This window comes from Phaeobacter sp. JH20_34 (assembly GCF_048056095.1).
In the GTDB taxonomy this organism is placed as follows: Bacteria; Pseudomonadota; Alphaproteobacteria; order Rhodobacterales; family Rhodobacteraceae; genus Phaeobacter; species Phaeobacter bryozoorum.
This window is the reverse complement of sequence record NZ_JAYMWT010000005.1, coordinates 1-11,969: the sequence shown is the minus strand read 5'-3', so window position 1 is coordinate 11,969 and position 11,969 is coordinate 1. Positions and strand designations below refer to the sequence as shown.

General features: G+C 57.6%; 14 protein-coding genes. 12 read left to right on the top strand and 2 right to left on the bottom strand.

The genetic code is table 11. From position 1 onward, the window contains the following. Positions 1–11: 11 nt before the first annotated feature. Genes VWZ81_RS07635 through VWZ81_RS07625 form a run of 3 tightly spaced genes read left to right on the top strand, consistent with a single transcriptional unit; the run spans position 12 to position 1,565 of the window. Positions 12–581: a GNAT family N-acetyltransferase gene (locus tag VWZ81_RS07635; protein WP_416542481.1), complete on the top strand. Its 570-nt coding sequence runs from the start codon at positions 12–14 to the stop codon at positions 579–581. Beyond that, a complete protein-coding gene (locus VWZ81_RS07630; protein ID WP_416542480.1) occupies positions 578–967 on the top strand; it encodes a VOC family protein in 390 nt (129 codons plus the stop codon). The genes VWZ81_RS07635 and VWZ81_RS07630 overlap by 4 nt, the downstream gene beginning before the upstream one ends. Continuing rightward, the gene (locus VWZ81_RS07625; RefSeq protein ID WP_416542479.1) at positions 948–1,565 is read left to right on the top strand and encodes a uracil-DNA glycosylase family protein; all 618 of its coding nucleotides are present in this window, start codon (positions 948–950) and stop codon (positions 1,563–1,565) included. The genes VWZ81_RS07630 and VWZ81_RS07625 overlap by 20 nt, the downstream gene beginning before the upstream one ends. Before the next feature lie 538 nt (positions 1,566–2,103). Here the strand turns inward: VWZ81_RS07625 and VWZ81_RS07620 are convergent. After that, positions 2,104–2,736, bottom strand: coding sequence for a tyrosine-type recombinase/integrase (locus VWZ81_RS07620; protein WP_416542478.1), 633 nt, complete (start codon positions 2,734–2,736; stop codon positions 2,104–2,106). Between the two features lie 127 nt (positions 2,737–2,863). Between VWZ81_RS07620 and VWZ81_RS07615 the strand changes: the two genes are divergently transcribed. Continuing rightward, the gene (locus tag VWZ81_RS07615; protein WP_416542477.1) at positions 2,864–3,109 is read left to right on the top strand and encodes a type II toxin-antitoxin system ParD family antitoxin; all 246 of its coding nucleotides are present in this window, start codon (positions 2,864–2,866) and stop codon (positions 3,107–3,109) included. Between the two features lies 1 nt (position 3,110). After that, complete coding sequence (locus VWZ81_RS07610) at positions 3,111–3,398, top strand: type II toxin-antitoxin system RelE/ParE family toxin (RefSeq protein WP_416542476.1); 288 nt, start codon at positions 3,111–3,113, stop codon at positions 3,396–3,398. A gap of 192 nt (positions 3,399–3,590) precedes the next feature. Here VWZ81_RS07610 and VWZ81_RS07605 read toward each other — a convergent pair whose 3' ends face one another. Beyond that, the gene (locus VWZ81_RS07605) at positions 3,591–3,824 is read right to left on the bottom strand and encodes a hypothetical protein (RefSeq protein WP_416542475.1); all 234 of its coding nucleotides are present in this window, start codon (positions 3,822–3,824) and stop codon (positions 3,591–3,593) included. An 81-nt stretch (positions 3,825–3,905) separates the two neighbouring features. On the opposite strand from VWZ81_RS07605, the gene VWZ81_RS07600 reads away from it, so the two are divergent. From VWZ81_RS07600 to VWZ81_RS07570, 7 genes are all read left to right on the top strand, one after another. Beyond that, positions 3,906–4,886, top strand: coding sequence for a VOC family protein (locus VWZ81_RS07600; RefSeq protein ID WP_416542474.1), 981 nt, complete (start codon positions 3,906–3,908; stop codon positions 4,884–4,886). Next, positions 4,883–6,391, top strand: coding sequence for a bifunctional 3-(3-hydroxy-phenyl)propionate/3-hydroxycinnamic acid hydroxylase (locus tag VWZ81_RS07595; protein WP_416542473.1), 1,509 nt, complete (start codon positions 4,883–4,885; stop codon positions 6,389–6,391). The genes VWZ81_RS07600 and VWZ81_RS07595 overlap by 4 nt, the downstream gene beginning before the upstream one ends. Beyond that, complete coding sequence (locus VWZ81_RS07590; RefSeq protein ID WP_416542472.1) at positions 6,388–7,368, top strand: fumarylacetoacetate hydrolase family protein; 981 nt, start codon at positions 6,388–6,390, stop codon at positions 7,366–7,368. Before VWZ81_RS07595 ends, VWZ81_RS07590 begins: the two co-directional genes overlap by 4 nt. 50 nt (positions 7,369–7,418) lie before the next feature. Further along, on the top strand, positions 7,419–8,204 hold the full coding sequence (locus VWZ81_RS07585; RefSeq protein ID WP_416542471.1) for a DNA-binding transcriptional regulator: 786 nt from the start codon (positions 7,419–7,421) through the stop codon (positions 8,202–8,204). Positions 8,205–8,305: 101 nt separating this feature from the next. Next, positions 8,306–9,319 carry a TRAP transporter substrate-binding protein gene (locus VWZ81_RS07580; protein ID WP_416542470.1) on the top strand — a complete coding sequence of 338 codons (1,014 nt, stop codon included), beginning with the start codon at positions 8,306–8,308 and terminating at the stop codon, positions 9,317–9,319. Between the two features lie 83 nt (positions 9,320–9,402). Next, the gene (locus VWZ81_RS07575; protein WP_416542469.1) at positions 9,403–9,942 is read left to right on the top strand and encodes a TRAP transporter small permease; all 540 of its coding nucleotides are present in this window, start codon (positions 9,403–9,405) and stop codon (positions 9,940–9,942) included. Positions 9,943–9,947: 5 nt separating this feature from the next. After that, the gene (locus tag VWZ81_RS07570) at positions 9,948–11,261 is read left to right on the top strand and encodes a TRAP transporter large permease (protein WP_416542468.1); all 1,314 of its coding nucleotides are present in this window, start codon (positions 9,948–9,950) and stop codon (positions 11,259–11,261) included. Positions 11,262–11,969: the final 708 nt, after the last annotated feature.

The following is an 11,969-nucleotide window of genomic DNA, read 5'->3' as shown; positions in this document are numbered from 1 at the left end:
GGAGCGCAGGAATGCACCATCCGACGCAAGAACGGCAGTCGCAGCGGACCCATCGGCCCAATACCCCCGCGATCACCTTCGCCCGGCTGACCGAGGTGCCGCCCGATCTCCTGGTCGCGCACATGTCCGATCCGCGGATGGCCGAACACATGCCACTGCTGACCGAACCTTGGGACATCGCCGTCGCCAAGCGCTTCGTGACGGCAAAGGAAGCCACATGGCAGCGCGACGGGCTTGGTCACTGGGCGATCCTCGCCGATGGACGCTATGTCGGATGGGGCGGGTTCCAGAAGGAAGGCGATGAGTGGGACTTCGGCCTTGTCCTGCGGCCAGACGCCTTCGGACTTGGCGCGGCGATCACGCGGGCCGCGTTGGACTTCGCCCGGGCTGATCCGCTGATCGCCTTCGTGACCTTTCTGCTGCCGCCTTCGCGCCGCAACCTCGGCGCGCTGGCACGGTTGGGTGCCCGCTTCGTCGGCGAGGTGGACCAAGCCGGGGCATCGTTCCGGAAGTACCGGCTCGAGATGGAACGAGAGGCCGAACGGCCGGAGCAGAGCACAATCAGGAGAGGAAAACCATGACCATCATCGATCACATGAGTCTCGGCGTTGCGGACGTGCCGGCAGCGAGAGAGTTCTATATGACGCTGCTTTCTAAACTCGGGATCAACTGTCTTGCCGAGGGAGAGGGCTTCGCCGCCTTTGGACGCGTGCGCGTGGAGTTCCTGCTACTGGCACCCTTCGATGGCTGCGCGGCAAGCGCCGGCAATGGTGCGCATGTCGCCTTCGCCGCACCTGACCGCAAAGCGGTCACGAACGCCCATGCCGTCGGCCTCGATGCAGGGGCAAGCGACGAAGGCGCACCGGGCGTGCGCGCGGCCTATCCGTTACCAGACGTCTTTGCCGCCTACCTGCGCGATCCGTGGGGCAACAAGATCGAGGTTGTTCATGGCGGATTTTCTGCCTGAAGCGGACAGAGCGGAAGTCAGTGACCTGCGTGCCGCAATCGCTGCCTGCGACGCATGTACCAATCTTCCGTTCGGACCCCGCCCGATTGTGCAGATCAGCGCCGGCGCACGCGTGCTCATCGCCGGTCAGGCGCCGGGCCGCCGGACGCACCTTGCTGGGCGGCCCTTCGACGACGTGTCTGGAGTGCGGCTGCGCGACTGGCTCGGCCTTGACGAGGCCACATTCCGCGATCCGACGAAGATCGCGATCCTGCCCATGGGGTTCTGCTATCCCGGCACGGGTCGTTCGGGCGACCTTCCTCCTAGAGCGGAGTGCGCGCCGCGATGGCGCCGACTGGCTCTCGATGTGCTTGCCGATGTGCGGTTGACCGTGGTCATCGGACGCCATGCACAGACTTGGCATTTGCCGGAAACCGCTCGTCTGCCCTTGTCGGAGGCAATGCGTGACTGGCGGGCGCGCTGGCCCGAGACCGTCCTGCTGCCCCACCCAAGTCCGCGCAACTCAGGTTGGTTCCAGCGAAACATATGGTTCGAAACCGAACTGTTGCCGGTGTTACGGGCGCGAGTCGAAGAAATCCTTGCCGCTTCATATCCGTGATGAACATCCGGGCGAAATCCCATCCAAGGAAAGCAACGGTCTAAGACCACTTGTATGACGGGGAGCTAGGAATGCATGGTGCCGCTCTCTCTCCGATGGCATCGCGACGCGCGGGTGGATGGCTCCAATGAAGCACCAGAATGCAAAACTACCTCGTTATCACATAAAATCAATTGGTTAAAGGTAGAGAGGGTTGGAAATCAAGCCTGTTCTCTTTCGCAGTCGCCCATCAAATGAAACGCAGAAGGCTGATCTCGGCTTGCCATGGAGGAGTGGCAAAATCTCCACGGTGGACCGGGGCCTACACCCACATGAGGTGTGCAAGCCGTGTGCAACCAAGAGTGAAGGTCCGCTATGCGCGGCAAAGCTGCTAACCGCGCAAACCCAGCGAATTCACCCTTTGTCCCGATCCGAGCCTTGGCGGGTCGAAAATGCTGCGCCAGGGAACGAACGGCAGCTTCGGGCAAGCCGCATCGCAGCGCGAGGCGCCTCGATGAAGGTCCGGAACGGGCCGTCCGGTGTAGGACGGCCCTATGGCTCAGATTTCGATAGCTTCGGCGATGGCCAGCGCGTCTTCGAGTTCGACGCCGAGATACCGGACGGTGCTGTCCATCTTTGTATGTCCCAGAAGGAGTTGCACGGCGCGCAGATTGCCGGTCTTGCGATAGATCTCTGCGACCTTCGTCCGCCGCATCGAATGCGTCCCGTAGGAACTCGGTTCCAGCCCGATCGACGTCACCCAGTCGCGCACAAGGCGTGCGTATTGGCGTGTTGAGATGTGAAGCCGCTCATGAAAGCGCCCCGGCCAAAGGTATTCCGACCCGATCATCAGCGGCTCCCTGAACCAGGCCTCCAGCGACTTCCGCGTGCCCTCGGTGAGTTCGAAGCGGACCGGCTTTTGCGTCTTGCTCTGGATGATCGAGGCGCGCTCCTTCACCTGCCCGGCGGCGTAGACATCGGCTACCTTCAGGCTGACGAGATCGCAGCCCCTGAGCTTGCTGTCGATCGCGGTATTGAAGATCGCGAGGTCGCGGATGTTCCCGGCCAGTTCGAGCCGGACCCGGATGGCCCAGACATGCTTCGGCAGCAGAGGCCGCTTCTGGCCGACGACGCGGCCCTTGTTCCATGCAGGACGGCAGGCGCGGATGGCGGGAAGATTGGCGATGGACATGGCATCTCCTCCGATCCGCCACATGCCACCCCAGCGCCGACAGCGCGTCGGCGATCCAATACTAGCCCAGCAGGGAAACATTGAAAAACGGTATTTGTTGGTATATCTCTACGGAAGGAGGCAGAACATGGCCAGAAACACGTCAATGTCCCTCGGGGACCACTTCACCGGCTTCATCGAAGCGCAGCTGCGCGACGGACGCTACGGGTCGGCGAGCGAGGTCGTGCGGGCAGGCCTGAGACTGCTCGAAGAACATGAGACCAAGGTTCAGGCCCTGAAAGACGCGCTGCTCGCCGGTGATGAATCCGGCCCGCCCCGTCCTCTGAATGCAGAAGACTTCCAGGCCCGTATGCATCGCCGACACGCCGGCTGAGATGACCCGGATCCTGTATTCTCCGCTCGCGGAGGCCGACCTTGAAGACATCTGGCTGTTCACCGCGCAGCGCTGGTCCACAGAACAAGCGGTGGCCTACACCACCGACCTGATCAACGCGGTTAACCAACTCGCGCGCGGCGACCGGACGGGGAGGCCGGTGTCGATTGCGGAGGGAATGCAGAAATGCCTGTCCGGGAGCCATGTCATCTTCTTCCGCAGGACCGAAGGCAGTCTTGTCGTCGTGCGGGTTCTTCATCAGAGCATGGATGTCGAGCGGCACCTTTGATCCATTTCCGAACAAGCTGACTCCGACTTTCTGCGTTGAACGTGAATGGCAGCAATGCGGGCTGCAACCGCAGCATCTCAACAGGTCGGTGAACGGCAGGAACGGGCCGCCCCTGCCAGTCTGTCCAGAATCTAAGCCTCAAGGACCGCCGCAGCGCGGCGATCGGCCGGTGTGAGCCCACACCGGAAGTCATTAAACATTGCTGCCCGCGCTCACAGCGCGAAAACTCGCTGCGCCGCCGCAAGGTTGCTCCTGCATCGCCGAGGAGTATGCGGCCATTCCTGAAGCAACGCTTGCATCCCGAAAAATTCCGCCCTGGCGGATAACCCACTCCATCCGGACATTTTTCGCTAAATTGACACGCATGAAGACCGGATAACCATTAGGAGGTACGCCTGCGATGTTCCGGCAGATCAAGTTGTCCACGTGGCGGACACCCTGAGTGCAAGTGGTTCCCTACACTCGTGGCCTCTTACTAGTTTGTTGCAGGGTCAAAGAGGAACTGAAATGCCAATACAATCTCTTGGATATCTTGGAGTGCGGTCGGGCCGGACGGAAGAATGGAAGCACTTCGCGGGCAAAATCCTTGCCATGCAGTTGGACGATTGCGGCGGGCGTCAGCTGTCTTTTCGGATGGATGATCTTGTACAGCGACTGGTTGTCTCGGACGAGAAAGGAGAAACGCTTGCATTCATCGGCTGGGAAGTTTCGGAAAAATCCGACTTGCAGGATTTTGCAGCCCGGTTGGACAACGCAGGGCACAAAGTGGCATTTGGCAGCAGAGACCTGGCTGATCGTCGCTTTGTTGAAGATTTGATTGTGACACATGATCCTGCCGGAAACAGGATCGAACTGGTTTGGAACCCGCACAAGTCGCAAGAGCCCTTCACGCCCGGGCGTCCGATTGACGGCTTTAAGACCGGTCCTCTTGGGATGGGACACGCAGTCCTGCATGTCCCCGACGCTACGGCCTTGTTGCCCTTTTACTGTGATGTACTTGGCTTTGCGGTAAGTGACTATGGTCTCAAACCGGTCCCACTTTTCTTCTTTCACGTCAACGGACGCCACCACAGCTTTGCCATTGTCGGTTCGGGAAAGTCCGGATTCCATCATTTTATGGTGGAGTATCAAAACCTTGATGATGTCGGACAAGGATATGATCTGGCAGGCCAGCTTGAAAATGGCATCGCCTATACTTTGGGTCGCCATACCAATGATCATATGACCAGTTTTTATGCTAATACCCCGTCCGGCTTTTTTGTCGAAAATGGCTGGGGGGGACGTGTGATTGATCCTGCCACCTGGGAGCCGCAAGAGACAACGGTTGGTCCCAGCTTTTGGGGCCATGACCGGCTGCACCTTCCCGAGCCAGAGCGAAAACCATTTGTCGATATGCGGCTCAAGGCTGCTGCGGAAGGTCTGCGCGCGCCGCCGGTTATTGATTGCCCATGGCTTTACGAAATGCGCGGACAGGAGGGAAGACTGTGAGCATATTTGATGTCGACGTCGCAATTGTGGGGTACGGTCCGACGGGCGCAACTCTGGCAAATTTACTGGCTCAGTGCGGGGTGCGCGTTGCTGTCGTAGAACGCGAATCAGCGATGTATCATCTGCCGCGTGCTGTGCATTTTGATGGCGAAACGATGCGAGTTTTTCAAGCGGTTGGAATCGCTGATCAATTGCGTGAAAAGGTGCGGGTCAATCCGGGGATGCGGTTTGTTGATCCCGACGGGAACCTGCTTATGGACTGGCCACGACCGCAGGACGTCGGACCGCAGGGGTGGCATGCCAGCTATCGATTGCACCAACCTGATCTGGAGCATCTGCTGCGCGACAAACTTGCGGGTAATTCTAACGCGACAGTGTTGAACAATACGGAAGTCATGAGTGTCGAAGAGACCGAGAAAGGGGCAACGCTGCTCGCTCGTAGCATTGGCGGTGGCCATCAGACACGGATCAATGCGCAGTATGTGGTTGGCTGTGACGGTGCGCGATCCTTTGTCCGCAAATCAATCGGATCGGGCATGGATGATCTGGGTTTTGATGAGCGCTGGCTTGTAGTCGACGTGTTGCTAAAGCGGGACCGCCCTGATCTGGGGGATCATTCGGTGCAATTCTGCGATCCTGTTCGCCCAATGACCTATTGCCGTAGTCCTGGTGTGCGGCGGCGCTGGGAAATCACCGTTCTGGATGGTGAAGCGGATGCTGAGGTCACTCAGGACAGCCGTATTTGGGAGTTTCTGGCACCTTGGATCGGCCCGCAGGATGCCACGTTGGAGCGCAGCGCGGTTTATACGTTCCGCTCTGCTGTCGCACAGAAGTGGCGCAAGAGACGCTTGATGATTGCAGGGGACGCTGCGCATCTGACCCCGCCCTTTATGGGGCAAGGCATGTGCGCAGGTATTCGTGACGCGGCCAATCTGGCGTGGAAACTGGCGCTCTGCATCAAGGGCTGCGCCCCTGATGATCTGTTGGAGAGCTATCAAGAAGAGCGCAGCCCCAATGTGCGTCAATTCATCGAAACGGCAGTCCGCCTGGGAGGGCTGATCAATACTGGCGACCCCAAGATCGCCTTATCGCAGGCGAATACAGACCAAACTGGTACGACCCGCATGGCCTCGATTGCGCCGCCTCTCGGTGCGAGTGATTTAGGGGGACTAGTACCTCGGAATGCACCGCATGCCGGCCAATTGTTCAGCCAACTGACCCTGTCGGATGGGCATCTTTTGGATGATGTGGTGGGCTACACGCCGGTATTGATCCTGCGCCATTGTTTGCCGGACAATATTGCCACCCATTTTCCGGTGTTTGATGCTGAACAACATCCAAATGTTGCGCCCGCGCTTGATGCCATTGGCGCCAACGCGGTCCTGATACGCCCGGACAAATACATCGCGGCAAGTGCAGTGACGGAGATGGACATTGCAGCCCTTGCCGGGATTGCCCTGCCTTCCCCTCTGTTGAAACATGAAGAAAGAGAACTTGCACTATGAAACTTGCTTCCCTGAAATCTGGCGGTCGCGATGGCGCGCTGGTTGTTGTGTCGCGCGACCTGTCACGCATGGCCGGTGCTGAGGCTGTTGTTCCAACCCTGCGTGAGGCGATTGAGAACTGGCAGAACGTTGCGCCAGCATTGCTGGAACTTGCGAACAATATCGAAACCGGTGATGTGCAAACTATGCCTTATGAACCGGCGAAACTCATGTCCCCCTTGCCACGGGCGTTTCAATGGGCCGATGGCAGCGCTTACCTCAGCCATATGCGTTTAGTACGCAAGGCGCGTGGCGTTGAGATGCCCGCGGACTCGGAAACCGATCCGATGCTCTATCAGGGAGGCAGTGACGGGTTTCTTGGTCCGGTTGATCCGATCCCCTGTCTTGACACAGACTGGGGGTTGGATTTTGAGGGCGAAATTGCAGTGATCACCGATGACGTGCCGATGGGGTGCTCGCCTGAGCAAGCCAAAGCGCATATCAAGCTGATCATGCTGTGCAATGACATCAGCCTGCGCCATGTCATGCGGCCCGAGCTTGTCAAAGGCTTTGGCTTCTTCCAGTCCAAACCCGCCAGCGCGTTTTCACCGGTCTGCGTCACGCCAGACGAATTGGGCGAGGCTTGGACGGGTGGGCGCGTAAATCTGCCGCTTCTCACCACCTACAATGGTGAAGAATATGGCCGCGTCCACGCGGGCAAAGACCTGACTTTTGAGTTCCCCGATCTGATTGCGCATGCTGCGCGAACGCGGGATTTATCGGCTGGAACGATCATCGGCTCAGGCACGGTGAGCAACGAAAACCACGCCGAAGTCGGCTCGAACTGCCTGGCAGAAAAACGTATGATCGAGACCATTCGTGACGGGGACCCCACCACGCGATTTATGGAGCCGGGTGATACTATCCGGTTTGAGATGCTGGGCGGAGACGGGCAGAGTATCTTTGGGGCTATTGACCAGACTGTGGTGAGTGGTTGAAATTGTGTCTCAGGGCAGGCGCGTTTCTGCCCCTGATATGCGAGGCGTGAATGGCACCAAACTCAGAAAACGTGCGTGCTCTTTCGCGGGGGCTGAAGATATTGAGGTTTCTGAACAAGGCCGGAGCGGCACGCGCGGCTGAAATTGCCAAAGAGCTAGGGTTGCCCCGACCCACGGTGTATCGCTTGCTGCATACGTTGGAGGAAGAGGGATATGTTCTCTATTCCGGCAGTGATTCCCGTGCGCGCTTGTCTCCTTTGGCAGCCGCGCTGGGAGACAACGCCCCAATGCGATCGCGGCTCTGTCAGGCTGCAGTGCCAATTCTTGCAAAGTTCACGGATTTCCATGCCTGGCCAGTGGATCTGTCCACCTATGAAGACGCACATATGGTCATTCAGGAAACGACCCATAACCGCAGCCCGCTTTCTGTAGATCCCGGGATGGTTGGCTATTCGCTACCGATTTTGCGGTCTTCGGCGGGGCGGGCATATCTGTCGGTTTGCAGCGCGCGTGAGCGGGAAATTATTATTGATTTGCTGCGTGCAGAACCTTGCCAGGAAGACTTGCCATTCCTGCAATCCGGCTGGCTCGAGGAAAACCTTACGGCCTATTTCAAACAGGGTTACGCCACACGCGGTCCCCGATCGTTCCGCCCCAAAACTTCAAGTCTTGCGGTGCCGATCCTTGCGGATGATCGTCCCATTGGCTGCTTGTCGATTATCTGGGTCACCAAAGCCATGACTATGGACCAAGCCATCTCAAGATATGCTGCCGCGCTGCAAATGTCCTCGTCTGAAATTGCTGCTGAGTTCAGCCAGCTCTCAGCTACCGCCTAGCCCCGACAGGGTGTCCATCAGGCGGACAAATTCTCACATCACACTTCCTGCACAGCACCGGAGGGTTAAGCATCGTAAGAATATAGGGAGGAAATCGTACCATGAAGTATACACTGATCACAGGAATTGCCGCCGCTGCATTCTCCGTCACATCGATGGCAGCATTGGCCGCCGATACAACCTTGACCATCTCATCCTGGGCACCGCCAACCCACGGGGTTAACGCGATCATTTGGCCGCAATTGACCCAGATGCTGGAAGATGCAACCGAGGGGCGCGTCAGTGCAGAGGTAAAATATGGTCTTGGTGCGCCGCCAGCGCAGTTTGATTTGGTTCTTGATGGTGCTGCGGACATCACTTGGATTTTCCACGGCTATTCACCGGGCAGGTTCGTGTCGACCAAGATGATCGAGCTTCCCGGCTATGAGGGCAATGCAGAAGCCGCTTCGGTGGCGAGCTGGCGCGCCTATGAAAAGTACTTTGCTGATCTGGGCGAGCACAAGGGCGTCAAAGTTCTCGCAATGATGACGCATGGCCCCGGCGCGTTGCATTCAAACGCGCCAGTTTCATCGCTCGACGACATTTCAGGCATGAAGCTTCGTCTCGGCGGCGGCGTTTCCGGCGACGTGGGGGCAGCACTTGGCGCAACCGGTATTCGCGTCCCAGCGCCCAAAGTTTACGAGACGCTTGATTCCAACGCCGCAGATGGTGTGATGATGCCAATGGAGGCCAAAAAGAGCTTTAAGCTCTTCGAGGTGGCCAAGAACACGTATGACGTGCCGGGTGGTTTTTATCGTGGGTCCTTCGCGATCATCATGAACCAGGACACATTCGATGGTCTCTCCGACGCAGATCGTGCCGCATTAGAAGATGTCTTTGGCGAGACCTTGTCGCGCATGGCAGGGCAAGCATGGGACCAGATTGATGCGGCAGGCATGAAATCTCTCGAGGAGCATGCCGACAATTCATTCACCACCGCCTCATCGGAAGAAGCCGCTAAATGGCAAGCCCTGACCGGACCGCTCATCGAAAAAGTCATCGCGGAAGTTGCTGAAAAAGGCGTTGATGCAGTGGCGGCTCACGCCTTCATCAATGCGCAGATGGCAGCAGAATAAACCGATTTGGCGCGTAGATAACGCACAACATCCTCGAACAAGGCCCGATCTTGGGCCTTGTTCGACAATATGGAAGCCTCAACATGCACGACTCCGATTTCGAAGCATCATCGCCTCAGAACAGCTGGGATGTGTCCCTGAACCAGACCAGCGCGTGGCGCTATCTGGCCGTCATGCCAACTTGGTTCGGAGCGGGCACATTGTTCGTACTCATGGCGATGACCTTTGCGGATGTGGTCCTGCGCAGCCTTTTTGGTAATCCAATCGAATCCGCGACGGAACTGACACGGCTGTTCATGGCGATCATTGTATTTTCATCTTTGCCACTGATCAGTTGGAAAGGTTCTCACATTGTGGTCGATCTGATGGACCCTTTGTTTTCGTACCGACTGGCGCGACTGCGTGATGTCATCATTGATCTGGTCTGTGGTGTCATCTTGTTGTGGCCGGCCAAACGTGTTTGGGAACTCGCAGAACGCGCCCGCGAATACGGCGACGTGACCGAATACCTAAACTTGCCACAACATTACATTGGCTGGTTCATTGCAGTCTTCACCTTCGCAACCGCCCTGACCTTCATCGCACGTGCAGTTTCGCGCGCAATCTTGCTCGTAAGGGGCTGACTCTCATGTTGATTTCCGTTCTGGGCCTGAGTGCTGTTCTGATCCTTGTGTTTCTGCGCATGCCGATTGCCATAGCGATGGGGCTGATTGGCTTTGCGGGCTATGCAGAGATTCGCGGTTTTCGCGCTTCAATCTCCATGGTCGGCAGGCTGGTGATCGACACTGCACAGGATTACGGGTTGTCGGTTGTCCCGCTCTTTATCCTGATGGGGCTGTTCGTCAACAAAGGCGGGCTATCACGCGAACTCTATCAGGTCTCCAACGCCTTTCTCGGCCACTTTCGCGGCGGGCTGGCCATGGCCACCATCGTTGCCTGCGCCGGGTTCTCTGCGATTTGTGGCTCCTCTTTGGCAACTGCAGCCACCATGTCCAAAGTGGCGATGCCGCAAATGCGCAAATACAATTATGCGGACAGTCTTTCGACAGCGTCAATTGCGGCGGGCGGAACTTTGGGCATCCTGATCCCGCCATCGGTCATCCTTGTGATTTATGGCCTACTGACGGAAACCAGCATCGGAAAATTGTTCATTGCAGGCATCATTCCGGGCTTGCTTGGGGTGGTCTTGTATCTGGCAGCGGTGCGTTTCACCGTTCTGCGCAACCCCAAAGCCGGCCCCGCGGGCGAGCGGACCAGCTGGGCAGATCGCGCGCGCGCGCTGCGGGGCGTCTGGGCGGTCTTGCTCTTGTTCTTTGTCGTCATCGGCGGGCTTTATGGCGCGCTGGATGTCTGGCCGCTGAACCTGACATTTTCACCAACCGAGGCCGCGGGTATGGGGGCTGCAGGTGCATTTCTGATCGCGCTGTCGCGCGAAAGGCTCAATCTGTCTGAGACCATGCAGGTCCTGATTGAAACAGTCCAGACCACCGCTTCATTGTTCGCGGTTCTTATCGGTGCATGGGTATTTTCAAACTTCGTCAATATCGCAGGCCTGCCCGAAGCGCTGCGGACAATGGTGTCATCTGCAGGCCTGGCGCCGATGGTTGTGATGCTGATGATCCTCGGCGTGTATATCGTCCTTGGCTGCGTCTTCGAGAGCCTGTCGATGCTTTTGCTGACCGTACCTATCTTCTTTCCTCTTGTAACCGGTCTTGGCTTTGATCCGGTCTGGTTCGGGATCATCGTTGTGGTTGTGACCGAGATCAGCCTTATCACACCACCCGTGGGTCTGAATGTCTTTGTTCTAAAGGGCGTCGTAGGAGATGTTACGACTGCCACGATATTTAAGGGGGTCACGCCGTTCTGGATCGTCGACATCATCCGTCTTGCAGTGTTGGTTTTTGTTCCTTGGCTCGTACTATTTTTGCCAAGCTCCATGTAATTGAGACTTAGTGTCGGAACATAGGCTATGAAAAGTGCCGTCGTCCGCGTCTCGGTAATCGAGTGCTCCGGCTGCAAGAGGCAGTTTGGATGAGGTTTCGAAAATCGGGCGGCAATGACCGCTTCGACGCAACCGGTTGCAGGATGGCAAGAACTTCTGCCGCAAGTGCGAACCAATGCTGCGTCAGCGGTTTCGTCCTAGTCCGCGTTGCGGACCTCGGCCTGATGAAAATGCTGCACGATGCACGAATGTCCGGAATGGCGGGCCGCACCGCAGCATGCCGAACAGAGAATTAATGGCAGGTTTGGGCCGCCCCTGCCAGTCTGTCCAGAATCTAAGCCTCAAGGACCGCCGCAGCGCGGCGATCGGCCGGTGTGAGCCCAAAATGCTTGTTGCTGCATGCTGCATAAATGGCTTCACAGCACGGCTTGCTGACATTGTTATACGCAATAGCGGCTCATTCCAGCTGTTCATTGAGTCGCTCGAAGCTGCAACGCAACTACCCCAAAGTGGCGCTTTACATGGGGCCAGTACATTGGGGCTATCAAAATCTTTCGCCCAAGAGCCGATAGCACCAAAACGCTTCCTCAGTTTCGATCAGCTTGTTCAGCTTCACGGGCGAAAATCCGGTTGCGCGTTTGACGGCGCGACCCATGTGTGCCTGATCGCTATAGGCACCGTCGTAGGCAATCTCTGCAGCTGTCTGGT